The organism is Modicisalibacter sp. MOD 31.J (assembly GCF_020147985.1).
Taxonomy (GTDB): Bacteria; Pseudomonadota; Gammaproteobacteria; order Pseudomonadales; family Halomonadaceae; genus Modicisalibacter; species Modicisalibacter coralii.
Genome location: NZ_JAGXFF010000001.1, coordinates 797,748 through 823,195, shown reverse-complemented (window position 1 = coordinate 823,195; position 25,448 = coordinate 797,748). Strand labels below are relative to the sequence as shown.

The 25,448-nt window shown below is 68.2% G+C and carries 25 protein-coding genes; 3 read left to right on the top strand and 22 right to left on the bottom strand.

Features of this window, described 5'->3' with window-relative positions; all coding sequences use genetic code 11:
- Positions 1–111: 111 nt before the first annotated feature.
- From hslO to yrfG, 3 genes are read right to left on the bottom strand one after another with little or no spacing between them, the layout of a single operon-like run.
- Complete coding sequence (hslO, locus tag KGR00_RS03645; protein WP_224417616.1) at positions 112–987, bottom strand: Hsp33 family molecular chaperone HslO; 876 nt, start codon at positions 985–987, stop codon at positions 112–114.
- Between the two features lie 56 nt (positions 988–1,043).
- Positions 1,044–1,439, bottom strand: coding sequence for a S4 domain-containing protein (locus tag KGR00_RS03640; protein ID WP_224417617.1), 396 nt, complete (start codon positions 1,437–1,439; stop codon positions 1,044–1,046).
- 18 nt (positions 1,440–1,457) lie between these two features.
- A complete protein-coding gene (yrfG, locus tag KGR00_RS03635) occupies positions 1,458–2,111 on the bottom strand; it encodes a GMP/IMP nucleotidase (RefSeq protein WP_224417618.1) in 654 nt (217 codons plus the stop codon).
- A 126-nt stretch (positions 2,112–2,237) separates the two neighbouring features.
- Between yrfG and nudE the strand changes: the two genes are divergently transcribed.
- Positions 2,238–2,816 (top strand): ADP compounds hydrolase NudE, encoded by a 579-nt coding sequence (gene nudE / locus KGR00_RS03630; RefSeq protein WP_224417619.1) that lies wholly within the window; start codon positions 2,238–2,240, stop codon positions 2,814–2,816.
- Positions 2,817–2,894: 78 nt separating this feature from the next.
- Here nudE and KGR00_RS03625 read toward each other — a convergent pair whose 3' ends face one another.
- The 15 genes from KGR00_RS03625 to nrdR all read right to left on the bottom strand — a co-directional run bounded on the left by KGR00_RS03625 (position 2,895) and on the right by nrdR (position 19,931).
- Positions 2,895–3,314, bottom strand: coding sequence for a hypothetical protein (locus KGR00_RS03625; RefSeq protein ID WP_224424159.1), 420 nt, complete (start codon positions 3,312–3,314; stop codon positions 2,895–2,897).
- 138 nt (positions 3,315–3,452) lie between these two features.
- Positions 3,453–4,517 carry an oxidoreductase gene (locus tag KGR00_RS03620; RefSeq protein ID WP_224417620.1) on the bottom strand — a complete coding sequence of 355 codons (1,065 nt, stop codon included), beginning with the start codon at positions 4,515–4,517 and terminating at the stop codon, positions 3,453–3,455.
- 386 nt (positions 4,518–4,903) lie between these two features.
- Positions 4,904–6,748, bottom strand: coding sequence for a dihydroxy-acid dehydratase (ilvD, locus tag KGR00_RS03615; protein ID WP_224417621.1), 1,845 nt, complete (start codon positions 6,746–6,748; stop codon positions 4,904–4,906).
- A 175-nt stretch (positions 6,749–6,923) separates the two neighbouring features.
- Positions 6,924–7,583 (bottom strand): ATP-binding cassette domain-containing protein, encoded by a 660-nt coding sequence (locus KGR00_RS03610; protein ID WP_224417622.1) that lies wholly within the window; start codon positions 7,581–7,583, stop codon positions 6,924–6,926.
- The gene (gene thiP / locus KGR00_RS03605; RefSeq protein ID WP_224417623.1) at positions 7,576–9,294 is read right to left on the bottom strand and encodes a thiamine/thiamine pyrophosphate ABC transporter permease; all 1,719 of its coding nucleotides are present in this window, start codon (positions 9,292–9,294) and stop codon (positions 7,576–7,578) included. The genes KGR00_RS03610 and thiP overlap by 8 nt, the downstream gene beginning before the upstream one ends.
- Positions 9,270–10,274 carry a thiamine ABC transporter substrate binding subunit gene (gene thiB, locus KGR00_RS03600; protein ID WP_224417624.1) on the bottom strand — a complete coding sequence of 335 codons (1,005 nt, stop codon included), beginning with the start codon at positions 10,272–10,274 and terminating at the stop codon, positions 9,270–9,272. Before thiB ends, thiP begins: the two co-directional genes overlap by 25 nt.
- Positions 10,275–10,407: 133 nt before the next feature.
- Entirely contained in the window at positions 10,408–12,837 is a 2,430-nt protein-coding gene (gene lon, locus KGR00_RS03595; RefSeq protein ID WP_224417625.1) for an endopeptidase La, read from the bottom strand.
- Between the two features lie 100 nt (positions 12,838–12,937).
- A complete protein-coding gene (locus KGR00_RS03590; RefSeq protein WP_224417626.1) occupies positions 12,938–14,212 on the bottom strand; it encodes a DUF945 family protein in 1,275 nt (424 codons plus the stop codon).
- 239 nt (positions 14,213–14,451) lie between these two features.
- Positions 14,452–14,925, bottom strand: coding sequence for a phosphatidylglycerophosphatase A (locus KGR00_RS03585; RefSeq protein WP_129141441.1), 474 nt, complete (start codon positions 14,923–14,925; stop codon positions 14,452–14,454).
- Positions 14,922–15,878 carry a thiamine-phosphate kinase gene (gene thiL, locus KGR00_RS03580; protein WP_224417627.1) on the bottom strand — a complete coding sequence of 319 codons (957 nt, stop codon included), beginning with the start codon at positions 15,876–15,878 and terminating at the stop codon, positions 14,922–14,924. The genes KGR00_RS03585 and thiL overlap by 4 nt, the downstream gene beginning before the upstream one ends.
- Positions 15,879–15,891: 13 nt before the next feature.
- Complete coding sequence (gene nusB, locus KGR00_RS03575) at positions 15,892–16,392, bottom strand: transcription antitermination factor NusB (protein ID WP_129141443.1); 501 nt, start codon at positions 16,390–16,392, stop codon at positions 15,892–15,894.
- A complete protein-coding gene (gene ribE, locus KGR00_RS03570) occupies positions 16,389–16,871 on the bottom strand; it encodes a 6,7-dimethyl-8-ribityllumazine synthase (RefSeq protein ID WP_129141444.1) in 483 nt (160 codons plus the stop codon). The genes nusB and ribE overlap by 4 nt, the downstream gene beginning before the upstream one ends.
- A gap of 26 nt (positions 16,872–16,897) precedes the next feature.
- Positions 16,898–18,082 (bottom strand): bifunctional 3,4-dihydroxy-2-butanone-4-phosphate synthase/GTP cyclohydrolase II, encoded by a 1,185-nt coding sequence (gene ribBA / locus KGR00_RS03565; protein WP_129141445.1) that lies wholly within the window; start codon positions 18,080–18,082, stop codon positions 16,898–16,900.
- Positions 18,083–18,277: 195 nt separating this feature from the next.
- Positions 18,278–19,411 (bottom strand): bifunctional diaminohydroxyphosphoribosylaminopyrimidine deaminase/5-amino-6-(5-phosphoribosylamino)uracil reductase RibD, encoded by a 1,134-nt coding sequence (ribD, locus tag KGR00_RS03560; protein ID WP_129141446.1) that lies wholly within the window; start codon positions 19,409–19,411, stop codon positions 18,278–18,280.
- Between the two features lie 37 nt (positions 19,412–19,448).
- Positions 19,449–19,931, bottom strand: a complete 483-nt coding sequence (nrdR, locus tag KGR00_RS03555; protein ID WP_129141447.1) for a transcriptional regulator NrdR — start codon at positions 19,929–19,931, stop codon at positions 19,449–19,451.
- A gap of 174 nt (positions 19,932–20,105) precedes the next feature.
- Here nrdR and KGR00_RS03550 point away from each other — a divergent pair, with 174 nt between their 5' ends.
- Together KGR00_RS03550 and KGR00_RS03545 are read left to right on the top strand one after the other, a co-directional pair.
- Positions 20,106–21,047 carry an ABC transporter substrate-binding protein gene (locus tag KGR00_RS03550; RefSeq protein ID WP_224417628.1) on the top strand — a complete coding sequence of 314 codons (942 nt, stop codon included), beginning with the start codon at positions 20,106–20,108 and terminating at the stop codon, positions 21,045–21,047.
- A 21-nt stretch (positions 21,048–21,068) separates the two neighbouring features.
- Positions 21,069–22,055, top strand: coding sequence for a GlxA family transcriptional regulator (locus tag KGR00_RS03545; protein ID WP_224417629.1), 987 nt, complete (start codon positions 21,069–21,071; stop codon positions 22,053–22,055).
- 12 nt (positions 22,056–22,067) lie between these two features.
- Here KGR00_RS03545 and KGR00_RS03540 read toward each other — a convergent pair whose 3' ends face one another.
- From KGR00_RS03540 to KGR00_RS03525, 4 genes are read right to left on the bottom strand one after another with little or no spacing between them, the layout of a single operon-like run.
- The gene (locus KGR00_RS03540; protein ID WP_224417630.1) at positions 22,068–22,952 is read right to left on the bottom strand and encodes an alpha/beta hydrolase fold domain-containing protein; all 885 of its coding nucleotides are present in this window, start codon (positions 22,950–22,952) and stop codon (positions 22,068–22,070) included.
- A complete protein-coding gene (locus KGR00_RS03535; RefSeq protein WP_129141470.1) occupies positions 22,949–23,422 on the bottom strand; it encodes a thioesterase family protein in 474 nt (157 codons plus the stop codon). Before KGR00_RS03535 ends, KGR00_RS03540 begins: the two co-directional genes overlap by 4 nt.
- 29 nt (positions 23,423–23,451) lie before the next feature.
- On the bottom strand, positions 23,452–24,405 hold the full coding sequence (locus KGR00_RS03530) for an L-carnitine dehydrogenase (RefSeq protein WP_224417631.1): 954 nt from the start codon (positions 24,403–24,405) through the stop codon (positions 23,452–23,454).
- Positions 24,402–25,310, bottom strand: coding sequence for a 3-keto-5-aminohexanoate cleavage protein (locus KGR00_RS03525; protein ID WP_129141452.1), 909 nt, complete (start codon positions 25,308–25,310; stop codon positions 24,402–24,404). The genes KGR00_RS03530 and KGR00_RS03525 overlap by 4 nt, the downstream gene beginning before the upstream one ends.
- Positions 25,311–25,448 lie beyond the last annotated feature (138 nt).

Below are 25,448 nucleotides of genomic sequence, written 5' to 3'. Positions count from 1 at the left end.
TGCGGGCGGAAACATTATGGCAAAAACCCCCGGGGGGCAAAACGCCGGCTTCCTCGACGTGCCGGGATGACGCCCGTCATACCGCGGCAGCCGGCGCCCCTCTTGCCGGCCTCAGTGCACGGTCGGCGAGCCGGCCTCTGGCGAATCGATCAACGACTCGATGTCGGCCGCCGAGAAGTGATAGCGGGTGTGACAGAAGTGACACTGGGTGTCCACGGCCTGCTGCTCGCGGAGGATGTCGCGCAGTTCGTCGGCTCCCAGGCTGAGCAGCGCCTGGGCGATGCGCTCCCGCGAACAGGTGCAGCCGAAGCGCAGCGGCTTGGGGTCGAAGACCCGGGCCGTTTCCTCGTGATAGAGGCGATACAGCAGGTCGCGCTGGGAAAGATTGAGCAGCTCGTCGTCGCTCACGGTGCTCGCCAGATGCACGACCCGGTCCCAGGCGTCGGCGTCCTGGTTGCTGGCGTCGTCGGGCAGTTGCTGGAGCAACAGGCCACCGGCACGCTCGCCATCGGCCGCCAGCCACAGGCGCGTGGCCAACTGTTCGGAACGGGCGAAGTACTCTTCCAGGCAGGCGGCGAGATCATCGCCGTCGGTGGCGACGATGCCCTGGTAACGATTGCCTTCGCGCGGGTCGAGGGTGATCACGATCTGACCGTCACCGACCAGGCTCCGGAAGGAGGCGCCTTCCGCCGGCAGCGGCGCTTCGTCGTCGACCCGGGCGATGGCCCGCAGTTCGCCGCCCGGGTTGGATTCGGCCATCAGCAGGCTCAGCGCACCACGGCCGCGCACTTCCAGGCTCAGGGTGCCATCGAGCTTGACGGTCTCGGTGAGCAGTGCCACCGCGGCCAGCATTTCCCCCAGCAGTTGACTGACCACCGCCGGATAGGCGTGGCGTTCGAGAACGTCGGCGTAGGCACTCTCGAGCGAGACGATCTCGCCGCGCACGTTGGTATCGTCGAACAGGAATCGCTGAATCTGATCGGGCATGGGTCCACTCGAAATAAGGGAAAACGGTTGGGAAAGACGAGCTTCGGGGCGGCCCGTCACTCGTCGGGGCGCTGGCGCTGGAAACGCTGGATATCGCGGCGGTCGCGCTTGTCGGGGCGCCCCTTGGGCGCACGCATGGTCTGGTTGGCGAGACGACGCTGTTCGGCTTCACGTTCGCGCCGCGCGAGGCTCTCCGGCGTCTCGCGATAGAGTTCGCGCGCCTCGGGCGCCCCGCGCCGCTGGTCGGAAACGGCCACCACCTCGACCTCCCAGTGATCCCAGCCCTGCGGTACCTTGATCAGGGCGCCGGGCGCGATCATCTTGCTGGTCTTGACGCGGGTCCCGTCGACCTGGACCTTGCCGCCGTCGATGGCCTTCTTGGCCAGGCCGCGGGTCTTGAAGAAGCGCGCCGCCCAGAGCCATTTGTCGATACGTACCGATTGCTGTTCCATGTTCACGAAAATGGGGGCTTAGTCGCGTGGAAACAAGGCCGCGAAGCGGTCGAGAGCGACGAATTCCTCGAGCTCACGCTCCGGCCGCCGGCTGTCGGGTTGCTTGATCCCCAGCAGGTGGCGAATGCCGAATTCCCGGGCACTCTCCAGCACGGCGGGGTTGTCGTCGATGAACAGCGTGCGCAGCGGGTCGAAGGGCTCGACCTCCTGCAGGGCGAACCAGAATTCCTGATGCTCCTTGGGCACGCCGAGATCCGCCGACGAGACGATCGCATCCAGGTAGTCTTCCAGCCCGGTCAGCGGCAGCTTCAGCGAGAGACTCCCGCGGTCGGCATTGGTCGCCAGTACCACCCGCGGGTGGGCCTGCTTGAGCCAGGTCAGGAAGTCCAGGGCATCGCTGCGCAGGCCGATCAGATGCTGCACCTCACGCTTCAGGGCGAGAATGTCGACGTTCAGCTCGCGCTGCCAGTAATCGAGGCTGTACCAGTCGAGCGTGCCCTGCTCGCGGACGATCCGCTCGCGGATCTCTTCCTGAAACGCTTCGTCGAGGTGATGCAGCTCGACGTAGCGACGTGGCAGATGCTCGAGCCAGAAGTGACTGTCGAAATGCAGGTCGAGCAGCGTGCCGTCCATGTCGAGCAGGACGGTGTCGATGTCGTGCCAATCGATCATTGGCCAGAAGCTCCACGGCGGTGGTAAAAAAAGAACCTGGGTTTGTACGAAAAGTCGGCGAGCGCAGCAGTTTTCGTAGAGAACCTGGATTGTACGGGATACGCCCGACCCACGCACGGAGGCCCCATGTCGTCCACCACCCCCAGCAAGCCGCAGGTCCTCGATCGCGAGGAGGTCGCGCGCAGCCGCTTGTTCACCATCGAGCGCATGGACCTGCGCTTCTCCAACGGCGAAGAACGGACCTTCGAGCGCCTCAAGGGCAGCGGCGCCGGGGCGGTGATGATCGTGGCGATGCCCGACCCCGAGCATGTCCTGCTGATTCGCGAATACGCCGCCGGCTTCGAGGACTACGCCCTGACCCTGCCCAAGGGGCTGGTCGACCCCGGGGAGGACATCATCACCGCCGCCAACCGCGAACTCATGGAAGAATGCGGTGTCGGCGCCCACAACATCGAGCCGCTGGTCGAACTGTCGCTGGCGCCCAACTACATGAATCACCGCATGCAGGTGCTGCTCGCCAGCGATCTCTACGCCAAGCGCCTGCCGGGTGACGAACCCGAGCCCCTGATCGTCGAGACGCATGCTCTCGAGGAACTGCCCGCCCTGCTCGCCCGCGACGACTTCCACGAAGCCCGCGCCATCGCCGCCCTCTACATCGCCCGCGACAAGCTGCGCGCAGAACGCCAGACCACGTCCTGGTGGTGAACCGGGCTCGACACCGACGAAAAAACCGCTCGTCACGGCGTGACGAGCGGCTGAACCATCGTGATATCGGCTGGCGCGTTACTGGGCGGCGCTGCCACCCTGCACCTTGGTGTCTCCGACCTGGGTGTTGGCGGAGCCAGTCTGGGTGCTCAGGTCCGCGTCGGGGCCGGTGGCGGGTTCCCCCACGACGGCGCCCGTCGAGCCTTGGGCGGCGCTGCCACCCTCGGGCTTGACGCTACCCACCTGAGTATTGGCGGACCCGGTTTCGGTACTCAGGTTCGCGTCGGGACCGGAGGTCGTCTCGTCGAGAGTGCTGCCCCCCTGGCGGGCGGCGCCATCGGCAGCAGTACCGCCCTCGGGCTTCATGCTGTCCGCCTCGGTATTGGCCGAACCGATCTTGCCATTCGTCATGGCGCCATCCTCATCGCCAGCGGCCAGGGCGCCGCCTGCCGAAAGGCCCAGCAGGCTTGCCAACAGAACTCCGTAAATTGCCTTCATGCGATCCTCCTGATCATTGATGATTGGCAAGCGCCTCTTGCGCGTGCCGTCAATTACATCGTCCAGCCTAGAAAACAGTAAAAGCTCTAACAAATGCTTTGCTAACAATTTTTGTTACAAGATGTACACAAACGGCATTCACGTCGACTTGCGCAACGCCCCTTCCTTTAGCCGCACCCAGCGCTTCTGGCGGGCGCTGTCGAGCCCCACCTCGAGCAGTTGCATGACGGCCAGGGCATCGTCGAGCGCCACCGGATTGCCTTGCTCGCCGCGCAGGGCATCGCGGACCCCGGCGTAGTAGGCCAGGTAGTCGCCGGGTTGTGTGGGCTGGACACGACTGTCGAGCCCTCCCTGTTCGTCGGCCAGGGTCAGGGTGCCGTCACGCGGATCGCTCCCCCACCGGGGCGACGGTTGCTCGCCGGCCTTGAGCCGCGCCTCCTGGGGATCGAGACCGTATTTCACGTAACTCCCCCGGGTACCGTGGACGACGAAACGCGGCGACTCTGCCGCGACCAGCGCCGCGGCGTGCAGCACCACCCGCATGTCGCCGTAGTCGAGCAGGGCATGGAAGTCGTCGTCGACCTGGGCGCCGTCGCGGCGCATGGCCAGATCGACGAGGATCGCCTGGGGCATGCCGAACAGTTGATGCGCCTGATCGAGCAGATGCGGGCCCAGGTCGTACCAGATGCCGCCACCCGGCTTGGCCTGCTCGCGCCAGCGCGGCCGGACGTCGGGACGAAAACGATCGAAGTGCGATTCGAAATGCACCACCCGGCCCAGGGTGGCGTCGCGCAACAGATCGCGCACGGTCATGAAGTCGCTGTCCCAGCGCCGATTGTGGAAGACCGAGAGCAGCTTGCCCGCCCGTTCGGCCTGACTGCGCAACTGGCGGGCCTCGCTCAGGGTCACCGTGAACGGCTTGTCGACGACCACGTGCTTGCCGGCCGAGAGCGCCGCCTTGGCCAGCGGAAAGTGACTCTCGTTGGGGGTGGGGATCACCACCAGGTCGATGTCGCTGCGCGCGAACAACGCCTGGGGAGAGGCGTCGACCGTGACCTCGGGCAGGTCGGCCCTCACCTTGTCGGCATCGCTGGAGGATACCGCCGCCAGTTCCAGCCCCGGCGTCGCCTGAATCAACGGTGCGTGGAAGGTCCGGCTGGCGAATCCATAGCCCACCAGGCCGACAGTGAACGATTCCTTCATGTTTCCTCCTTGAAGCCGGCGCTCGCCCATGCCCGGCCATCACCGCGCCGGGTCATGAGTCTGTGATGCGTATCAAAAAACGGTCAAAGAAACGTCATGGCGACTTTCGTCTAATCGACCATACTGGTTCTGTCACGATTGTCACCCACCTGATACCAAAGGAGGAGCGGCGACGATGTGCTATTCGGAAGAGAGCGTGGAGTTTCTGGAATTCTGGTATGTCACCGAGTGCCAACTGGAAGCACTCGAGGAAGAGATCGCCGAGGCCCTGCAGGAAGCGGCCTGAGGTAGAACGTCGGCGAGAGAGCGACCGTCTCGATCATCGAGGCCCGTGCCAGGCACGGGCCTCGACCTTTTTCAGGCGTGTGGAATCAGGCGCGCCGCGCTCAGTCGAGCTTGCTCAGATCGCGCACCGCGCCCTTGTCGGCCGACGTGGCCAGCAGCGCATAGGCCTTGAGCGCCGCCGAGACACGGCGCACGCGCTGGATGCTCGGTTTCCAGGCCTGATCGCCACGCGCCGCCATCGCCTCGCGACGGCGTGCGAGTTCGTCGTCCGAGAGCTGGACATCGATACGCCGGTTGGGAATGTCGATGCGAATGACGTCGCCGCTCTCGACCAGGCCGATCGCGCCGCCCGCCGCCGCCTCCGGCGACACGTGGCCGATCGACAGCCCCGAGGTGCCGCCCGAGAAACGCCCGTCGGTCATCAGTGCACAGGCCTTGCCGAGGCCCTTGGACTTGAGATACGAGGTCGGATAGAGCATCTCCTGCATGCCCGGTCCGCCCTTGGGTCCCTCGTAGGTGATGACGACGACCTCGCCCTCCTTCACCTGACCGCCCAGGATGTGCTCGACCGCCTGATCCTGGGACTCGACCACGTGCGCCGGCCCCTCGAACACCAGGATCGAATCGTCGACGCCCGCGGTCTTCACCACGCAGCCGTCACGGGCGATATTGCCGTAGAGCACGGCCAGACCGCCCTCGCGGGAGAAGGCGTGCTCGAGATCGCGGATGCAGCCGGCGGCCCGATCGCCGTCGAGACTCGGCCAGCGCGCCGACTGCGAGAAGGCCTGCTGACTGCGTACGCCGCCGGGACCGGCCTTGAAGAACTCGACCACGTCCGGACTCGGCGAGCGCATGATGTCCCAGGCCTCGAGCGCCTCGGCCAGGCTGTCGCCGTAGACCGTCGGCACCGTGGTGTTGAGCACCCCCGCCCGGTCGAGTTCGCCGAGGATGCCCATGATCCCGCCGGCGCGGTGACAGTCCTCGATATGGTACTGCTGGGTGTTGGGCGCCAGCTTGCAGAGTTGCGGCACCTCGCGGGACAGCTTGTCGATGTCGGCCATGCCGAAATCGATCTCCGCTTCCTGGGCGGCCGCCAGCAGATGCAGGATGGTGTTGGTGGAGCCGCCCATGGCGATGTCCAGGGTCATGGCATTCTTGAAGGCATCCTTCGAGCCGATCGCCCGCGGCAGCAGGTGCGCCTCATCACCCTCGTAGTAGCGCTTGGCCAGCTCGACGATACGCTCGCCGGCGGTCTCGAACAGCCGGCGGCGATCGCCGTGGGTCGCCAGCATGGTGCCATTGCCGGGCAGCGCCAGGCCCAGCGCCTCGGTCAGACAGTTCATCGAGTTGGCGGTGAACATCCCCGAGCAACTGCCGCAGGTGGGGCAGGCGCTGCGCTCGATCTCGGCGATCTCCTCGTCGCTGTACTTGTCGTCGGCGGCGGAGACCATGGCATCGATCAGGTCGAGACCGTGATCGAGGAGCTTCGTCTTGCCCGCCTCCATGGGACCGCCGGAGACGAAGATGGTGGGGATGTTGAGACGCATCGCCGCCATCAGCATGCCCGGGGTGATCTTGTCGCAGTTGGAGATGCACACCAGCGCATCGGCGCAGTGGGCGTTGACCATGTACTCGACGCTGTCGGCGATGATGTCGCGACTCGGCAGCGAATAGAGCATGCCGTCGTGACCCATGGCGATGCCGTCGTCCACGGCGATGGTGTTGAACTCCTTGGCCACCCCACCGGCCTTCTCGATCTCGCGCGCCACCAGTTGACCCATGTCCTTGAGGTGCACGTGACCGGGGACGAACTGGGTGAAGGAGTTGGCGACGGCGACGATCGGCTTGTGGAAGTCGTCGTCGTTCATCCCGGTGGCACGCCACAGGGCGCGGGCGCCGGCCATGTTGCGTCCGGCGGTGGTGGTACGGGAGCGGTACTCGGGCATGATTGTTCCTCGAAGAAGCTAGCCATCTCGGAGGGGGGGACGAACGGCGGTACTCGCGACGTTTGTAATCCCTGATTCCCCTCTTGGACATCGTGAAAAGCCGTCTGCACCAGACGAACGTTACACGACGGCGCCGATGGTCTGTTGGGGTCTGTCCAGCGAAGCAGAGATTCTGTCAGATCGCCGTGGCGTCGACCAGTCGCCCGTCGTCCAGTTGGCAGCGGCGGTCGGCCAGGGCCCGAATGTCCTCGCTGTCGTGACTGACCAGCAGCACCGCCACGCCACGCTCGCGCTGCTCCCTGACCTGCCCCCAGAGCGCCCGGCGATTGTCGGCGTCCAGCCCGCTGAACGGCTCGTCGAGCAGCAGCAACGGCCGCTCGCGCAACAGCGCCCGCAGCAGCGCCACCCGCTGGCGCTGACCGCCGGAGAGCGCCTCCGGCAGCCGGTCGTGCAGACCGTCGAGGCCGATCATCGTCAGCCCCGCGCGGATGCGCCGATGGGCGGCGGCGTCGAGGCGCAGGTCGGGCGCCAGCCCCAGGCCGACGTTGGCCCAAACCGGCAGATGCTCGAAGAGATTGTTCTCCTGAAACACCGTGGTCAGCGGCCGCTGCCAGGGCGGCAGGTCGCGCCACGACTCGCCCGACCAGCCCAGCCAGCCCGCGGCCGGTTCCAGGAAGCCGGCGATCAGGCTGAGCAGCGTGCTCTTGCCGCAGCCGGAGGGCCCCTGCACGGCCAGGCACTCGCCGGGCGCCAGGCGCAACGAGAAATCGAAATCCGGCGTCTCGCCGGGGTCGGCGCGATCGTAATGGAACTGCAGGTCGCGGCATTCAAGCATGGTCGGACTCGGGGTCTTTGCCGGGAGATGTCGGCCAGTAACGGGATTGCGGATAGCGCGGCCGGCGCCGCGACAGCCGATCGAGCAGCGCGAACACCGCTACCACCACGACCAGCAGCATCAGCGCGGTGGCCGCCGCCCCCTGCCAGCGATAGCCGCCCAACTGCTGATAGAGCAGCATCGGCAGGGTCGGCCGGCTGGGGCTGCCGAACAGCGCGACGACGCCAAAGTCGCCCAGCGACAGGGTCATCGCGTAGGCCAGTGCCAGGCCCAGTGGACGCCGCAGCCGCGGCCAGACCAGCCAGCGCCAGCGTGCCCGGGCGGGAATGCCGAGCTGATCGGCGAGTCGCCGCCGGGTCGGCGAGGCCTCGAGCAGCGCGCCCTGCAGGACCTGCATGGCGAACGGCAACGCCATGAAGGCGTTGACCAGCACGACCAGCGCGTAGCCCTGCCAGCCGCCCCCCAGGCTCGGACGCAACAACAGGAACAACCCGGTGCCCAGCACCATCGCCGGCAGGATCAGGATCACCTGGCCGCCGCCTTCCATCAGCCCCGCCGACAACGCCGCGCCGCGTTGCCGCAACCGTTCGCTGCCCAGCAACAGGGCCACCGCCAGTGTCAGGCCGCCGAACGCCGCCGTCAGGGCCATGACCAGGCTCAGCCCGGTGGCCGACCACAAGGCCGCATTATCGGGTAGTGCCGGCAGGCCGCCGAGCCCGGCGATCACCACCGCGCCGAGCGGTGGCAGCAGAAGCAGCGCCAGCCCTGCGAGCCAAGCGGCGTCCACCAGTCGCGATGGCCCGAGGGCATCGCGCCGCCACCAGCGCCCGGCCGGCAGACGCTGGCCGCCGGTGGCCACCAGCGAGGTCGCCGGACCGCGATGCAGCGCCACCGCCCACAGTACCAGGCAGAAGGCCAGCTGGGTCAGCGCCAGCAGCGCCGCCCGACCCAGGTCTCCCTCGAACTTGAGGGCCTGATAGAGCGCCACCTCCAGCGTGGTCGCGCGCGGCCCGCCGCCCAGCGTCATGACGATGGCGAAGCTGGTGAAGCACAGCGTGAACACCAGCGCCGCCAGTCGCGGCAGCGCCCGGCGCAACGCCGGCCACTCCAGGCAGCGCCAGATCGCCCGGCGGGTCATGCCCAGCTGGGCGGCGAGCCGCCAGTGGGCCTCGGGCTGACGCTCCAGCGCCTGCAGCATCAGACGCGCGGCGAGTGGCAGGTTGTAGAAGACATGCGCCAGGACGATCCCCGAGAGACCGTAGAGATAACCGGCCGGCTCGCCGGTCACGGCCCGCCATAGCGGCGCCAGCCAGCCCTGCCGGCCGTGGACGGCGACCAGCCCGAACAATGCGATCAGGGTGGGGATCACCAGCGACAGTTCCATGGCCCGCAGCAGCAGGCGTCGCCCGGGGAAACTCGGACGGCGCGCCAGCGCCACGGCAACGGGTATCGCCAGCCCCAGGCTGATCACGCTCGACAGCGTCGCCTGGGTCAGGGTGAAGCGCAGCACGCTGCCCAGGTAAGGGTCGTGCCACAGCGCGCCGGGGTCGACCGCCGGCGCCCGCCAGAGCAGCGCCCCCAGGCTGCCGGCCCCCAGCCCGACCACGATCAGCCAGGCCAGGCCGCCCAGCCACAGCGGCCAGCGCGCGCGGTGCCAGTCGCGGGTGTCGGTCAGCCGCCCCACCGTCACCGGGTGCTGGCGCGCAGCCACTCGTCGACCCACTCACGACGATGCTGCCGGACCTGCTGCGGCGAAAAGGTATAGACCTCGGGGTCGATCAGCCGCGAGAACGCCTCGGGCAACGCATCGCCCAGATCGATCGCCGGATACATGACGTTGGTCAGCGGCAACTCGCGCTGGAACTCGCGACTCAGCATGAAGTCGAGGAACTCGCGAGCCAGGTCGGGATGCTCGGTATGCCGGGTCATCGCCGCCACCTCGACCTGCAGGTAGTGCCCCTCGTCGAACGCGACCGCCTGGTAGCGATCGGTCTCCTCCACCGCCATGTGGTAGGCCGGCGAGGTGGCATAGGAGAGCACCATGGGCGCCTCGCCATTCATGAACAGCGAGAAGTAGGCTTCGCTCCAGTCGCGGGTCACGGTGAGGATGTGCGGCTGCAGGCCCCGCCAGATCTCGTCGGCGCGGTCGCCGTAGGCGTGCTTGATCCACAGCAGCAGCCCCAGGCCCGGGGTGCTGGTGCGCGGGTCCTCGACGATCACCTTCAGATCGTCGGGTGCGGCGATCAGTTCCTCGAAACTGTGCGGTGGCTCGGCGAGCGCCTGGGTATCGTAGACGAAGGCGAACGGCGCCCAGTCGAACGGCACGAAGGTGTCGTCGTCCCAGTCCACGGGCAACGCCAGAGGACCGAGATCGATGTCGTGGGGCGCGAGCAGCCCGGTGTCGCGGGCCTCGGCCATCAGATTCATGTCCAGGCCCAGCACCACGTCGGCGGCGCTGTCCTCGCCCTCGAGTTCGAGACGCTGGAGAATGCCCACGCCGCCGTCGAGGGCGACGAAGCGCAGCCGGCAGTCGCACTGCGCCTCGAAGGCCTTCTCGATCCTGGGCCCCGGGCCCCATTCGGAGACGAAGGCGTCATAGGTGTAGACGGTGAGCGTATCCTCGGCCTGGGCCACGGCACTGCCGAGCAGTGCCGTCAGTGCCAGGCCGCCGACGAGCGCCTGATTGGACATGGCGGGTTCCTTGTCGTGGCATGGGCGATGAGCGTCGAGCGTCGAGCGTCGAGCGTCGAGCGTCGAGCGTCGAGCGTCGAGCGTCGAGCGTCGAGGCCAGCATTATAGCCCGCCATCGCCCCTGATCGGACCGTTACTCGAAGACGACTTTGGCCACGTCCCGGTAGTGCTTGGCGAAGTGCACGGTCATACCCTCTTTCAGATAGTCCGGCAGCTCCTCGTAGTCGCGGCGATTGGCCTCGGGCAGGATCGCCTCGAAGATATCGCTGCGCCGGGCGGCGATGATCTTCTCGCGAATGCCGCCGACCGGCAGCACCTGGCCGGTCAGGGTCAGTTCGCCGGTCATCGCCAGTGGCCGCGAGATCGTACGGTTCTTGGCCAGCGAGAGCAGCGCCGTGGTCATGGTCACCCCCGCCGAGGGACCGTCCTTGGGCGTGGCCCCCTCGGGCACGTGCAGGTGGACGAAGGCTTCGTTGAAGAAGTCCGGGTCGGCATCGTATTCGCCCAGGTGGCCGAGCGCATAGCTGTAGGCGATGTTGGCCGACTCCTGCATCACCTCGCCGAGCTTGCCGGTGAGCTTGAAGCCGCGGGTCAGGGCGTGAACCTTGGACGCCTCGATGGGCAGGGTCGCCCCGCCCATGGCCGTCCAGGCCAGGCCGGTCACCACGCCGACGCCGCGCAGCACCTGTTCCTTGCGGAAGATCGGCGCGCCGAGGAACTCCTCGAGGTTGTTGACCGAAATCTTGACCGTCTGCTGGTCGTTCTCCAGCAGCTTGACCGCCGCCTTGCGCACGATGCGGTGAAGCTGCTTCTCGAGCTGACGCACCCCGGCTTCGCGGGCATAGCCCTCGATCACCTGCTTGAGCGCCGCATCGGTGAGATTGATGCGCTTCTTGGGGATGCGGTCGCGCTCGAGCAGCCGCGGCCACAGGTGATGCTTGGCGATCGCCACCTTCTCCTCGGCGATGTAGCCCGACAGGCGCAGCTGCTCCATGCGGTCGAGCAGCGCCGGAGGAATCGAGTCCAGGGTGTTGGCGGTACACACGAACAGCACCTTCGACAGATCCAGGCGCACGTCGAGGTAATGGTCGAGGAAGTCGATGTTCTGTTCGGGATCGAGCACCTCGAGCAGGGCCGAGGCGGGATCGCCCTGGAAGGACTGCCCCATCTTGTCGATCTCGTCGAGCATGATCACCGGGTTCTCGACCTCGACCTCCTTGAGCGCCTGCACCAGCTTGCCGGGCATGGCACCGATGTAGGTGCGCCGGTGGCCCTTGATCTCGGCCTCGTCGCGCATGCCACCCACCGAGAAGCGGTAGAACTCGCGGCCCAGCGCATCGGCGATGGAGCGCCCCACCGAGGTCTTGCCGACCCCCGGCGGGCCGACCAGCAACAGGATCGAACCGCCCACGTCGCCCTTGAAGGTGCCCTCGGCGAGAAACTCGATGATCCGGTCCTTGACGTCGTTCAGGCCGTCATGATCGCGATCCAGCACCTTGCGGGCGCGCTGGAGATCCAGTTGATCGTCGGAGGTCACCCCCCACGGCAGCGACGTCAGCCAGTCGAGGTAATTGCGCGTGGTGCCGTATTCCGGCGAACCGGTCTCGAGCACCGAGAGCTTGTCGAGTTCATCGTCAATGCGCGTCTGGACCCGCTCGGGGACGGTCAGATGCTCCAGCCGGGCCCGGAAGGTGTCGACGTCGTTCTCGCGATCGTCCTTGGAGATGCCCAGTTCCTTCTGGATCACCTTGAGCTGCTCGCGCAGGAAGAACTCGCGCTGACGCTCCTGCATCTGGGCGTTGACCTGCTCGCTGATCTCGGTCTGCAGCTGGGCGACCTCGATCTCCTTGCGCAGCAGCGGCAGCACCTTCTGCATGCGCGCCATGATCGGCAGCGTCTCGAGGATGCCCTGCAGCTCGTCGCCCTTGGCCGAGGTGATCGCCGCGGCGAAGTCGGTCAGCGGCCCCGGCTCGTGGGGACTGAAACGGTTGAGGTAGTTCTTGAGCTCCTCGCCGTAGAGCGGGTTGATCGGCAGCAGTTCCTTGATGCCGTTGATCAGCGCCATGGCGTAGGCACGCGCCTCGTCGTCCTCGGCGTCGACCGGCTCCTTGGGGTAGCTCACCTCGACCAGATACGGCGGCTTCTTCGACAGCCAGCGCACGATGCGAAAGCGCCGCATGCCCTGGGCGATGAACTGGATCTGCTGCTCCTCGCCCTGCGCCTTGTGGACCCTGACGGCGGTACCGATCTCGGGGAAATCGCCCGGCTCGATCTCCTCGCCGCTGGGATCGCCGACGTAGGCGACCCCCACCACGTGATGCGGGGTATCGGCGACGCGCTGCATGGTCTCCTCCCAGCGCCGCCGCTGGATCAGCAGCGGCTGGACCTGCGCGGGGAAGAAGGGCCGATTGTGGATCGGCAGCAGGTAGATGCGTTCGGGCAGGTATTCCTGCGTGGGCACCACGGCGCCACGCTGGCCGCTCTGGTCGTGGGCCTGGTCGTCGCCCGATTGCCGGGAGGAATCCAGGAGAATGTCCGGTGCGTCCTGATCACGTTCGCTCATCGTTCACCCTTGTCCGCTGGGTCGAATTACCCATCATGAGGCATGGAATGCGGGCACGGAGGAAGAACTTCAAGCGCGTCGCACGGCAATCGCCCCCGCGTCAGAGCAAATCCGCGGACAGCGGGCGACCGTCGAGCCGCAAGCGTCCCGACTCGACGGTCAGCACGACCCTGTCTTTCGACACCGGCAGGCCCAGTTGCATCGCCACCAGCGGCGGGACGTCAAACCACACGAAGCGCCCGTCGAGCCGCCGACGCCAGGTCTCGCGGCGCGCAGGGTCGGCCAGCGCGTCCAGCGACAGGCGTCGACTGTCCCGGCCATCGAAGGTCAGTTCGCCGTGGCCGCGGGTCGACATGCCGAGCAGGTCACTGTCGAGCGACACGCCCTCCAGGACCAGGTGCGGCGAATCGGCGAGCAGGGCGAGAATCCGCGGTTCGAGCTCGGCCAGCAGGCGACGTCGCTGCCTGTCGTCGAGAGCGGCGGGATCACCGCCGAGACGCTGCAGGGACGCCCCCGCGGCGGCGACCAGACGGCGCACTGCACCGCCGTCGATCCGCTCGAGATGCAGGTCCAGATGGCCGGAGAGCAGCGGCTGGCCGGCCAGCGCGGCCTTGGCCAGCGACAGGCTGACCGCCAGGCGCAACTGGTCATCGAGACGCGTCTCGTCGGCATAGCGCAGGTTGGAGAGCGTCAGCGGCGCCCGGGCCGGTGACCGGTACTCGAGGCGGTCGAGGATCAGCTCGTTGCGCTGGTGATAGATGCGACGACGATCGACGAGCCGGTAGCGGTTGTTGATGTACAGCGGCCCGACGCTGAGTTCCGTCGCGTCCCGCTGCCAGCGCACCGGCGAGACCTGCCCGGTCAGGCGCAGGTCGTCGATGCGGCCTTCCAGATCGAGCTCCGCGCCGGTGAAGGCGAAGCGCCCGGCATCGCCGGTGAGCTCGAAGGCCGGCACGTCGAGGCGCACCTCGCCGCGCCGATCGAGATGACCGACCGTCGCCGTCCAGCGGGGCCGCGCGGCCGTCAGCCGATCACCGAACAGGGTGCGCGTCTCGGCGGACCCCGGCACCGACTGCAGCACCTGCAGGCTGCCGTGAAGACGGGTATGCAGCACGCCATGGCTGGCCCGGTAGGGTATCGACAGCGTCCAGGGCGACTCGCCGGCGTCCGCGCTCACGGCGATCCGCCCGCGGGAGTGGAACCAGCCCCGCTCGACGTCATCGCGGACGATCCGCCAGTCGCCCTGGGCTTCGAGGTGGCTCAGGGTCCGCGTCATTTCGCGTTCGAAGACGTGACTCGAGTAAGCCTGCACGCCCAGGTAACCTGCCACACCGACAACCAGCACCAGCGCGACCACCAATCCTCTCTTGCGCATGCGACACCCCTTCTCACTTCGGCATTGTGCAACACGGCAATTCGTTGGGGCGCCGCGTTTGCGTAGGCTTTTTGGTTCATCGCATTTTGCCGGGCAACGCGGCACGGATCATCGCGAACAAGTTCGCTCCCACAACTCCTTGCCCGTCGCTTGTCCTTGTGGGAGGGAATTTATTCCCGATAGCGGTAGGCATGGCAGCCCGGGATTCGCAGTAGATCAGCGTCAAGCCCGACAGGCTCCTAGTGCAGCCAGAGCCACAGGTGCATGGTACTCCACGCATATACCCCGGCGAGGATGTCGTCGAACATGATGCCGAAGCCACCGGCGACGCGCCGGTCGACCAGGCGGATCGGCCAGGGCTTGATGATGTCGAAGACCCGGAACACCACGAAGCCCCACAGCGCGGCCTGCCAGGAAAACGGTACCGCGGCCATGGTCAGCCAGTAGCCGACGAACTCGTCCCAGACGATCCCGGAATGGTCGTGCACACCGAGATCGTGCGAGGTCTTGTCGCACAGCCAGATGCCGATCAGCCCGGTGACCAGCACCATCCCCAGATACCAGGAAAGCGGCATGCCGGAGAACAGCCAATAGAAGGGAATCGCCGCCAGGGTGCCGAAGGTGCCCGGGGCGAACGGCACGGCACCGCTACCCAGGCCGAAGGCGAAGAAGTGCGTCGGACGACGCCAGACACTCCGGGGGGCCCGATTCATGTCATGCCTCCGGGAAAATGTTGCCATCCACTCGGCCGCGAGGACGCGGGCACGCCGGTGATACCCGGCGTCGCGGTCAGATGGCCGATGGGCGTCAGGGCCAGGTCACAGGCCGCGAGCCGCTGCCGGGCCCGATCCAGGGAAGATTGCGGCAGCGCGACGAGCAGTTCGTAATCGTCGCCGCCACGCAACGCGGCATCGATGGCGTCGGCCTCGCCGAGCCGCCCCGTCAGACCGGCGGTCAGCGGCAAGGCCGTGGTATCCAGCACAGCCCCGGTGCCGCTGGCCTGGCACAGATGGGCGAGATCGGCGAGCAGCCCGTCGGAGACGTCGATGCCCGCATGGGCGAGATCGCGCAGCGCCTCCCCTGCCGCCAGCCGCGGCTCGGGCAGCAGATAAGCGCGCAGCAACGGATCGTCGAGATCGCGCAGCCCGGCCTGCCAGGCGTCGAGCCCGCCACGCCCACCACCCAGGGTGCCGGTCACCGCCAGGACGTCGCCGGGGCGGCCGCCGTCACGTCGCAGCGCCGCATCAACAGGCACCTCGCCGTGCACGGTCACCGCCACGCTCAGCGCACCGCGAGTGACGTCGCCGCCCACCAGCGCCACCCCGCTGCGCCGGCAAAGCGTATGAAACCCCGCCGAAAACGCCTCCAGCCAGGTCTCGTCGACCGCCGGCAGGGTGATCGCCATCACGCACCAGCGAGCCCGCGCGCCCATCGCCGCCAGATCGCTCAGGGCCACGGCCAGCGCCCGGTGACCGATCGCCGTGGCGGGGGCATCGCCGGGAAAGTGCACATCGGCCACCGAGGTGTCGACGCTCACCGCCAGCGTCGACCCGGGGCTCGGCGACAGCAGCGCGCAATCGTCACCGGGACCGAGCACGACGCCCTGCCCCGCCGCCTGACGGGGCAGCGCGAAGTAGCGGGCGATGAGCTCGAATTCGCTGGGCATGAGACGCGTCACGTCAACGACGGCGTGCGCTGACCTCGGCCGACCGCAGACGGCTGGCCAGCTTGTCGAGGATGCCGTTGACGTACTTGTGACCGTCGGTGGCACCGAACGACTTGGCCAGTTCGACGCCTTCGTTGATCACCGCGCGGTACGGCACCTCGAGACGGTGCGACAGCTCGTAGGCGCCCAGGCGCAGGATCGCCAGCTCGATGCTATCGAGATCCACGAGTCGCCGGTCGAGCAGCGGCGCGATGGTCGCGTCCAGCGTCTCGCGATGGCGCACCACGTTGTGGAACAGCTCGTGAAACAAGGCCAGATCGGCGAGCTGCATGACCTTGTGCCAGTTCTCGTGATCCTCGAGGTCCTCGTCGGCCACCTGGCTGCGAAATTCGGCCTCCACCGTGGCCACCGGCTTGCCGGTCATCTGCCACTGGTAGAGCGCCTGAATGGCCAGCTCGCGAGCGGCGTGGCGCGCCTGACGCGCATCCGTGCCGGTCGGGTTGCGACTCGTCATGCCTCGCCTCCGAAACGCTTCATCAGTGAGACCATTTCCATCGCCGCCATCGCCGCCTCGGCCCCCTTGTTACCGGCCTTGGTGCCGGCACGCTCGATCGCCTGCTCGATGGAATTGACGGTCAGCACGCCATTGGCGACCGGTGTCTCGTAGTCGAGCTGGAGATTGCCCAGCGCGGCGTTGCAGCCGCCGGCGACATACTCGAAATGCGGGGTACCGCCGCGGATCACCGCGCCCAGCGCGATCACCGCGTCGGGTTTGACGATGCGCAGCGCACGCTTGACCGCCAGCGGCAGTTCCCAGGCACCGGGCACGTGAACGATGTCGATGTTGTCCTCGTCGACGCCGTGGCGCACCAGACTGTCCACGGCCCCTTCGACGAGGCTGTCGACCACGTGATGGTTGAAGCGACCCACGACGATCACGTAACGACCGTCGACATCGGTGAAGGAACCTTCGACTTGGGATATCGGTTGCATAGCCATGTCCTGGGCAAAAAAGGGGCTTATTCTAGCGACTCGCCAGCGGTGGCGGAATCGGCATCCAGGCGCTCCACCACTTCCAGATCGAAGCCGGACAGGGCCGAGAATTTCCAGGGGGAACTGAGCAGGCGCATCTGGCCGACCCCCAGCTGACGCAGGATCTGCGAGCCGGTGCCGATCATCAGGTAGTTGCCGGCCCCGTCGGAATCGCTGGAGCGCGGCGGACGCTGACGGCCGAGAAAGATGTCGAGCTGGGACTTGAAGTCGAGCGAATCGCGGCCGTCGTCGAGCAGCACGAAGACCCCGGCCTGGGCCTCGGCGACACGCGCCAGGGCGTTGTGCGCGGTCCAGTTGGCCTGGCCCGACTTCTGCAGCGAGAGCAGGTCGCGCAGGCTGTCGGCCAGGTGCACGCGCACGGTGGTCGGCACGTCGGCACGCGGTTCGCCCTTGACCAGGGCCAGGTGATGGGCGCCCTGGATACGATCGCGGAAGACGTTGAGCGTCATCTCGCCGAACGCGGTCTGCACCGGCTGGCTGTCGACGCGCTCGACGGTCTGTTCGTTGTGGATACGGTAGTGGATCAGGTCGGCGATGGTGCCCATCTTCAGGCCGTGCTCGGCGGCGAAGCGCTCGAGCTCGGGCCGGCGGGCCATGCTGCCGTCCTCGCTCATCACCTCGCAGATCACCCCGCTGGGCTCGAAGCCGGCCATCGCCGCCAGGTCGCAGGCCGCCTCGGTGTGCCCGGCGCGCCGCAGCACGCCGCCGGGTTCGGCCATCAGCGGAAAGATGTGCCCCGGCTGGACGATGTCCGCGGCCGTCGCGTCACGGGCGACCGCGGCCCGCACGGTTCGCGCCCGGTCGGCGGCGGAGATGCCGGTGGTCACGCCCTCGGCGGCCTCGATCGACAGCGTGAACTTGGTGCCGAAGCCGGAGCCATTGTCGCGCACCATCAGCGGCAGGTTGAGACGCTCGCAGCGCTCGCGGGTCATCGGCAGGCAGATCAGTCCGCGCGCATGACGCGCCATGAAGTTGATGTGCTCGGCCTCGACCTTCTCGGCGGCCATGATGATGTCGCCTTCGTTCTCGCGATCCTCGTCATCCATGAGGATCACCATCTTGCCCTGGCGGATGTCCTCGACCAGCGCTTCGATACGCGCCAGTCCACCGTCGGTCTGTGGCTCGGAGGAGTGAGAGGGTGAAAGCGCCATGGGGTCTCCGGTCATGTCGGACGGCGTTGTCGAATGGCGACGCCGGCGTTTCGCCGTCACGCCGTCGGGTCAGGGCGAACACCGCTCATGGCCCTGGTTGTCGCGTGAGCGCGCCACCGGGCGGGCGATGCGTCCCTCGGGTCGGCGGTCAGGGTACCTGTCTGCAGGCAAGCGCGCCAGTCCTCGTGACACGGCTCACCGTATGCGCTCGGGCCGCGCGATGATTCGCCAGTCGCGGCCCACGGCACGGATGTCGTCGATTCGCAACGGCCGCTGCTGGGCCATGCGCTCGAGCCCCGGCAGCGCGAACAGCGGCCGTGCCTCGCCACCCAGCAGGGTCGGCGCGACGAACAGCTGCAGCTCGTCGATCAGCTCGGCGTCGAGCATCGCCCCGGCGAGCGTCGCACCGGTCTCCAGCAGCACTTCGTTGCAGCCCTCCTCGGCCGCCAGGTGGCGCAGCAGCGCGTCCAGATCGACGCGTCCCTCCAGCGCCGGCAGGCAGAGCACCTCGGCGCCGGCCTCTTCCAGCACGGCGCGGCGTGCCTCGTCCCGGGCACAGGTCGCCACCAGGGTGCGCCCGGGTTCGCGCAGGCAGGCCGCCGCCAGCGGCAGGCGCAGTCGTGAGTCGACGATCACCCGCAGCGGCTGGCGGCTGGCGGCCAGGGCGGCCTCGTCGGCGTCGAGGCCCAGTTGCTCGGCACGCACGGTGAGCCGCGAATTGTCGAAGATCACCGACTCGACGCCGGTCATCACCGCGCTCGAGCGCGCCCGCAGGCGCTGGACCTGACGCCGCGCGGCGGGCCCGGTGATCCACTGCGACTCGCCGCTGGCCATCGCCGTGCGGGCGTCGAGACTCATCGCCATCTTCAACCGCACGAAGGGCCGGCCCCGTTCCATGCGGGCGATGAAGCCGGGGTTGAGCGCGCGCGCCTCGCCTTCCAGCAGCCCCACCTCCACCGTGACGCCCGCCTCGCGCAGCATGGCGAAGCCCCGCCCCGCCACCTGCGGGTTGGGATCGCCCATCGCCGCGACCACGCGCTTGACACCGGCATCGATCAGCGCCTGCGCGCAGGGGCCGGTGCGCCCCTGGTGGGAACAGGGTTCCAGGGTCACGTAGGCGGTGGCGCCGCGGGCGGCCTCGCCGGCATCGCGCAGGGCGTGGATCTCGGCATGCGGCTCGCCGGCACGCCGGTGCCAGCCCTCGCCGACCACCTTGCGGTTCTTGACCAGTACGCAGCCGACGCGGGGGTTGGGGTCGGTGGTATAGAGACCGCGCCGCGCCAGCGTCAGCGCACGCGCCATGCGGGATTCGGGCGTCGCCTTGGGCATGGGAATCCTTGGACGTTGTCGACGTGACGCCGGCGGATCAGCGCTCGTCGTCGTTGGGGGAAAAGCTCGGCTCCTGGGCCAGCCGATCGATCTCGGCGCGGAACTCGTCGAGATCCTGAAAGCGGCGATAGACCGAGGCAAAGCGGATGTAGGCGACCTGGTCGAGACGCTTGAGCGCGTGCATCACCTCCTCGCCGATCTCCCGGGCCTCGACCTCGCGCTCCCCGCGCGCCCGCAGGCGCTGGCGGATCCGCTCCACCGCCGCCTCGATCGACTCGGCACTCACCGGACGCTTCTCCAGCGCCCGCAGCATGCCGTCGCGCAGCTTGCGGGCATCGAAGCTCTCGCGGGAGCCATCGGCCTTGATCACCCGCGGCATGACCAGCTCGGCGGTCTCGTAGGTGGTGAAGCGCTCCCCGCAGCCGAGGCACTGGCGGCGGCGACGCACCTGATCCCCCTCGGCGACCAGGCGCGAGTCGGTGACCTTGGTATCGTTCTTGCCACAGAAGGGACAGTGCATCGCTCGGCATCCATCGACGGTACGAGCCTGCATTGTAACGGGATGTCGCACGAGGCGGAAATCGCGTCTCCCGCCGATCTCGGCGCCTTGCGTCGCTTATCTGGCGCCTGAGGACAAAAACCTGGACCTCCGTCACGTAATCTGACGATGACCCTCATAGCCAGGAGACACGACATGACACTCAGCCCCCTGCTGCCCCGTTCCCTCGCCGCCACCGCCGCGCTCGTGCCGCTGGGCATGAGCCTGCCGGCGATGGCCGATCTCGACACCGTGCGCTTCGGCGTGCCGCCCTGGCCCGGGGTCACGGTCAAGAGCGAGGTCGCCGCCGAGCTGCTCGAGGCGATGGGCTACCAGACCCGACAGAGCGGCCTGGCGGTCAGCGTGATCCTCAACGGCGTCGCCCAGGGCGATCTGGAGGCCTATCTCGGCGGCTGGTACCCGGTCGAGGAGGACATGGTCGAGCCCCTGGTCGAGCAGGGCAAGGTGGTCAAGGCGGCCGCCAACATCGATGGCGCCATGTCCGGCCTGGTGGTCCCCGACTATGTCTACGACGCCGGGGTGCACACGGTGGCCGACCTCGCCGCGCACCGTGACCAATTCGACGGCGAGATCCTCGGCATCGAGGCCGGCACCGGCATCAACAACGCCGTCAACGCGGCGATCGACGGCGACCTCGCCGGGCTCGGCGACTGGTCGTTGCGCGAGAGTTCCACGGCGGCGATGCTGGCCCAGGCCGGTCAGAAGATCGAGAACCACGAGTGGGTCACCTTCATCGGCTGGGAACCGCACTGGATGAACATCAGCTACGACCTGCGCTACCTGGAGGACAGCGACGGCGCCGGGGTGGCCGGCATCGAGAGCACCGTGTGGACCGTGCTGCCCGCCGATCTCGAGCAACGCGACCCGGACGTCTATCGTTTCTTCTCGCAGTTCGTGGTGGACATCGAGGATCAGAACCAATGGGTCTACGCCCACAGTTATCAGGAAAAGGACGCCGACGCGGTGGCCAGCCAGTGGATCGCCACGCACCTGGACACCGTCGGCCGCTGGCTCGAGGGCGTCGAGGCCAAGAACGGCGAGCCGGCGATCGACGCGGTGAGGGCCCGGTTCGACTGAGCGCCTGCGGGGAGGAACGCGATGCGCCTCGAGCATGACGGCCCCCTCCCCGAGACGATCGGCTTTTTGCTGCTGCCGCAGTTTTCGATGATGGCCTTCTTCTCGGCCGTCGAACCGCTGCGCATCGCCAATCGCATCGCCGGCCGCCAGGGCGCCGGACCACCCTTGTTCGACTGGACGTTGATCAGCGAGGACGGCGAGCCGGTCACCGCCTCCAACGGCATGACCCTGCTCGTCGATGCGTCGATCGAGACGCTGCACAGCCTGCCCTCGCTGGCGGTGTGCAGCGGTTTCGCCCCCGAACGGCGCCTGAGCCGCGCGGTGATGCGCTGGCTGCACCGCCTGGATGCCGCCGGCTGCGTGCTGGGCGGGGTGGATACCGGCTGCTTCCTGCTCGCCGAGGCGGGCCTGCTGGCCGGCGAACGGGTCACCCTGCACTGGGAGAGCCTGCCGGCGTTTCGCGAGCGCTACCCGATGATCAGCACCTCGGACGAACTCTTCGAGCTGGGGGCGCGACGCTTCTCCTGCGCCGGCGGGACCGCGGCCATGGACATGGCCCTCGACGTGATCGCCCGGCGCCACGGCAGCCAACTGGCGATCGATGTCTCCGAGCAGCTGGTTCACGAACGCCTGCGCGCCCGCGACGACCAGCAGCGCATGACGCTGGCGCGTCGCCTGGGCACCCACAAGCGGGACCTGGTGGAAGCCGTGGCGTTGATGGAACGCCATCTGGAACAGCCGCGACCGATCGCCGACATCGCTCGCCACTGCGGGGTGTCGCTGCGCCAGCTGCAGCGCCTGTTCGACGAGGAACTCGCCAGCACCCCCAGCGCCTGGTACCTGGCGCTGCGCCTCGACCGGGCCTGGCACCTACTCGCCGAGACCGACCTCGACATCCTCGCCGTGGCGCTGGCCAGCGGCTTCACCTCGAGTTCGAGCTTCGCCCGGGCCTTCCGCCGGCACTACGGCCTGTCGCCGCGCCAGAGCCGGCAGAGACCCACCGCTTGAACGAGGCGAGCGCTACCGCGACCCGGTCGCGACCAACGCCTCGCGCAGCCCCTCGCAGAAGGCCGCCCAGGCCCGGTTCATCGCCGCAAGCTGCGCATGGGCATGCAGCGCGCCATGGACCATGTCGGGGGCGCGGTGATAGCGGATCTCGGCCCCCTGCGCCCGCCAATGCTCGATCGCCGCCTCGAAGGGGCGCGTGAGCGGATCGTGCTCCACGGCCAAGGCCTCGATGCGCATCGCCGGTGGATGTGCCTCGCAGAGCGCGGGGACATCGTCGGCGATCGCGCGCCAGCTCGCCAGGAGCTCGTCGCGGGCGAGCAGCGGGGCATCGGGCCCCAGCGTCTCGGCATCGGGCGTGCCCACCGGCGGGTAGATGAGCCCCAGCGGGCGCTGCCAGCCGAGACGGCGCGCCAGATCCAGCCCCAGCCGCGCCCCGGCGCTGTCGCCGATCAGCGCGACCGGGCGGATACCCTCGACGACCGCGTGGCAGTCGTCCAGCGCCTGCCCATAGTCGGCCTCGGGCGCCAGGCGGTAGTCGACGCTCACCACCACATGGCCGAGCCGCCGCGCCAGATCGGCGGCGATACCGTGATGGCTGTGTATCGAGCCCAGATTCCAGCCGCCACCATGCAGATAGAGCACGATACCCGCTGTCGCGGCGTCGGGTCGGTAGCGGCGCACCCCGACACCGTCGACCTGATCGTCTTCCCAGACCAGCCCCGCGGGATCCTGCGGCGCGAAGGAACGGCACAGGGCCTCGTAGCGGCGGCGCGCGGTGAGCATGTCGTCGGCCGCGCCGACCTCGCGCAGACCCTGCTCGAAACGCCGGATGAAGTCGTCGACGGTCATGGCAGCCTCCTCGGCGGCGGCGCTGCCGGACAGCGCCGTGTCGTTCACGATGCGGCGTCGCCGCGCCGCGGGATACCGATGCGCCGACCGGCCAGCGTCGGCCAGTCGGCGGGATCGCACCCCGGCAGCCCGGCGATGCACGCCTCGACGTCCCGCGGAAACGGCCCCGGCCGGCCACTGTCGGTGGCCATGCCCATCAGCATCTGCTCGCTGGTCGCCAGACACTGCCCATCGACATCGTCGAGGGTGAAGAACAGATGCAGCCGCTTGGCGTCGCGGTCCAGCACCCTCACGCTGACGACCAGCGGCTGGTCGCGATGCGCCTCCCGGCGATAGCACAGGTGCGTTTCCAGCGTATAGAGGGTGTAGGCATGGCGCCGGCGCCCCGCCTCCCCCAGGTCGAGCCGCTCCATCAACGCCTCGACCGCCAGCGAAAAGACCCTGGCGTAGGCGGCGTCGTTCATGTGGCCATTGTAGTCGACCCATTCCGGTGCCACTCGCGTCTCCAGCACGCGCAACGCCGACGTCTCGCTCATAGCCGCCTCGCTCATAGTCGCCCCTCCAGGCCCTCGGCTTCCGGCCAGTACTCCTCGACCAAGGCTAGCAGGCGCACCAGGAACTCGTCGCGCCGCGACTCCAGCGCATCGACGCTGCGGCCCGCCGCCTGATGCTCGCAACCCTCGACCACGCGATCGATCAGGGTGTCGGTGAGCTCCGGCGCCTCGAGCTTGGACCAGGGCAGCTTCAGCGCCGGGCCGAACTGCTCGAGCATGTGGCGCATGCCCTGCTCGCCGCCGGCCAGGTGGAAGGTCAGGAAGGTACCCATCAGCGACCAGCGCAGCCCGCAGCCGTAGACCACCGCGGCGTCGATCTCCTCGGTGGTCGCCACGCCGTCGTTGACCAGGTGCAGCGCCTCGCGCCACAGCGCCTCCATCAGCCGGTCGGCGATATGGCCCTCGATCTCGCGGCGCACCACCAGCGGGCGCATCGCCAGCTCGCGGTAGCGCGCCTCGGCCTGGGCCAGATGATCCGCGCCTGTCGCCTCGCCTCCGACCAGCTCCACCAGCGGCAGCAGATAGACCGGGTTGAAGGGGTGGGCGACGATCACCCGGCCGGGCGCATTCGCGCAATCCTGTTGCAGATCGCTGGGCTTGAAGCCGGAGGTCGACGAGCCGATCGGCACTCCCGCCGGCGCCGCGGCGTCCAGCGCGGCGAGGATCTCGCGCTTGAGTTCGAGCCGTTCGGGGACGTTCTCCTGGATCAGGTCGGCGTTCGCCACCGCCGCTTCCAGGTTGTCGACGAAGGCGAGCCTACCCGGGTCCGCGCCCTCGGCGAGCCCCAGGCGGGTCAGCGACGGCCAGGCCCGGGCCACGGCGTCGCGGGTGCGCCCCTCGGCGCCCGCGGCCGGGTCGAAGGCGACCACGTCCCAGCCCTGTGCCAGGGCTCGCGCGATCCAGCCATTGCCGATCACCCCGGTTCCGATGACGGCCAGACACGTCATGCCTCACCTCCTGCCTGCTTGCCGGTGACCGGGTCGCGCAGCGCGAGATGCGCGCGCGTCTCGGCCGGGGTCATGACCCGCGAGCCGAGGTTTTCGATGATATCGGCGGCCTTTTCGACCAGATCGGCGTTGCGCGCCAGCACGCCCTTGCGCAGATACAGGTTGTCCTCCAGGCCGACCCGCGCATGACCGCCGAGCAGCACCGCCTGGGCGACCATCGGCATCTGCGCGCGCCCGATGCCGAAGGCGGCCCACTGGGCGTTCGACGGCAGCTTGTTGCGCATGGTCAGCATGGTCTCGGTATCGGCCTCGGCGCCCCAGGGGATGCCCAAGCACAACTGATAGAGCGGATCGCCGTCGATCAGGCCCTCGGCCTGGAGCTGACGGGCGAACCAGACGTGGCCCAGATCGAAGCATTCCAGCTCCGGCTTGACGCCGGCCGCCTGCACCAGCCGCGCATGCTCGCGCAGCCAGTCGGCGGTATTGATGTAGACGCTGTCCCCGAAGTTGAGGCTGCCGCAGTCCAGCGTGCACAGCTCCGGCAGCAACTCGCCGACCGGCGCGTGGCGCTCGGCGGGCGTCTGGATGTCGCTGCCCGGCCCGCCCCGGTAGGGGTCCTCGGCATCCGGCACCCAGTCGCCGCCGCCGCCGGCGGTGATGTTCATGACGATGTCGGTATCCGCCTCGCGGACCCGCTCCATGACTTCACGGAAGTGCTCCCGGGAATGGCTGATGCCGCCGGTCTCGGGATCGCGCACGTGGATGTGGGCGACACTGGCGCCGGCCTTGGCGGCGGCGATGCAGTCGTCGGCGATCTGCCGGGGGGTGATCGGCACGTGGGGGTTCTTGGCGGTGGTGTCACCGGCCCCGGTGACCGCACAGGTGAGAATGACCCTGGATTGCATGGCGCTCGCTCCTGGCTGTAGAAAACGCCCCCAGTGTGGCGCCACGCGACGGAAGCGACTTGACCCCTGGCGACGACTCACCCACACCAGACGACAGCACGGAGCGTGACGGGATCCGCCCTCCTGAACGCCGTTGCG

Excerpts from the sequence above, each read along its gene's own strand:
- thiB (WP_224417624.1), bottom strand. The coding sequence starts at position 10,274 with ATGTCCAATCAGGCGCTCGTCGGCGGCCTGGCACTGACGGCACTGCTC.
- ribBA (WP_129141445.1), bottom strand. The coding sequence starts at position 18,082 with ATGGCGCTTTCACCCTCTCACTCCTCCGAGCCACAGACCGACGGTGGA.
- KGR00_RS03550 (WP_224417628.1), top strand. The coding sequence starts at position 20,106 with ATGACACTCAGCCCCCTGCTGCCCCGTTCCCTCGCCGCCACCGCCGCG.
- ribE (WP_129141444.1), bottom strand. The coding sequence starts at position 16,871 with ATGCAACCGATATCCCAAGTCGAAGGTTCCTTCACCGATGTCGACGGT.
- nrdR (WP_129141447.1), bottom strand. The coding sequence starts at position 19,931 with ATGCACTGTCCCTTCTGTGGCAAGAACGATACCAAGGTCACCGACTCG.
- KGR00_RS03545 (WP_224417629.1), top strand. The coding sequence starts at position 21,069 with ATGCGCCTCGAGCATGACGGCCCCCTCCCCGAGACGATCGGCTTTTTG.
- KGR00_RS03525 (WP_129141452.1), bottom strand. The coding sequence starts at position 25,310 with ATGCAATCCAGGGTCATTCTCACCTGTGCGGTCACCGGGGCCGGTGAC.
- KGR00_RS03590 (WP_224417626.1), bottom strand. The coding sequence starts at position 14,212 with ATGCGCAAGAGAGGATTGGTGGTCGCGCTGGTGCTGGTTGTCGGTGTG.
- nusB (WP_129141443.1), bottom strand. The coding sequence starts at position 16,392 with ATGACGAGTCGCAACCCGACCGGCACGGATGCGCGTCAGGCGCGCCAC.
- KGR00_RS03585 (WP_129141441.1), bottom strand. The coding sequence starts at position 14,925 with ATGAATCGGGCCCCCCGGAGTGTCTGGCGTCGTCCGACGCACTTCTTC.
- ribD (WP_129141446.1), bottom strand. The coding sequence starts at position 19,411 with ATGCCCAAGGCGACGCCCGAATCCCGCATGGCGCGTGCGCTGACGCTG.
- lon (WP_224417625.1), bottom strand. The coding sequence starts at position 12,837 with ATGAGCGAACGTGATCAGGACGCACCGGACATTCTCCTGGATTCCTCC.
- KGR00_RS03530 (WP_224417631.1), bottom strand. The coding sequence starts at position 24,405 with ATGACGTGTCTGGCCGTCATCGGAACCGGGGTGATCGGCAATGGCTGG.
- yrfG (WP_224417618.1), bottom strand. The coding sequence starts at position 2,111 with ATGATCGATTGGCACGACATCGACACCGTCCTGCTCGACATGGACGGC.
- KGR00_RS03625 (WP_224424159.1), bottom strand. The coding sequence starts at position 3,314 with ATGAAGGCAATTTACGGAGTTCTGTTGGCAAGCCTGCTGGGCCTTTCG.
- hslO (WP_224417616.1), bottom strand. The coding sequence starts at position 987 with ATGCCCGATCAGATTCAGCGATTCCTGTTCGACGATACCAACGTGCGC.
- KGR00_RS03640 (WP_224417617.1), bottom strand. The coding sequence starts at position 1,439 with ATGGAACAGCAATCGGTACGTATCGACAAATGGCTCTGGGCGGCGCGC.
- KGR00_RS03610 (WP_224417622.1), bottom strand. The coding sequence starts at position 7,583 with ATGCTTGAATGCCGCGACCTGCAGTTCCATTACGATCGCGCCGACCCC.
- nudE (WP_224417619.1), top strand. The coding sequence starts at position 2,238 with ATGTCGTCCACCACCCCCAGCAAGCCGCAGGTCCTCGATCGCGAGGAG.
- KGR00_RS03620 (WP_224417620.1), bottom strand. The coding sequence starts at position 4,517 with ATGAAGGAATCGTTCACTGTCGGCCTGGTGGGCTATGGATTCGCCAGC.
- ilvD (WP_224417621.1), bottom strand. The coding sequence starts at position 6,748 with ATGCCCGAGTACCGCTCCCGTACCACCACCGCCGGACGCAACATGGCC.
- thiL (WP_224417627.1), bottom strand. The coding sequence starts at position 15,878 with ATGCCCAGCGAATTCGAGCTCATCGCCCGCTACTTCGCGCTGCCCCGT.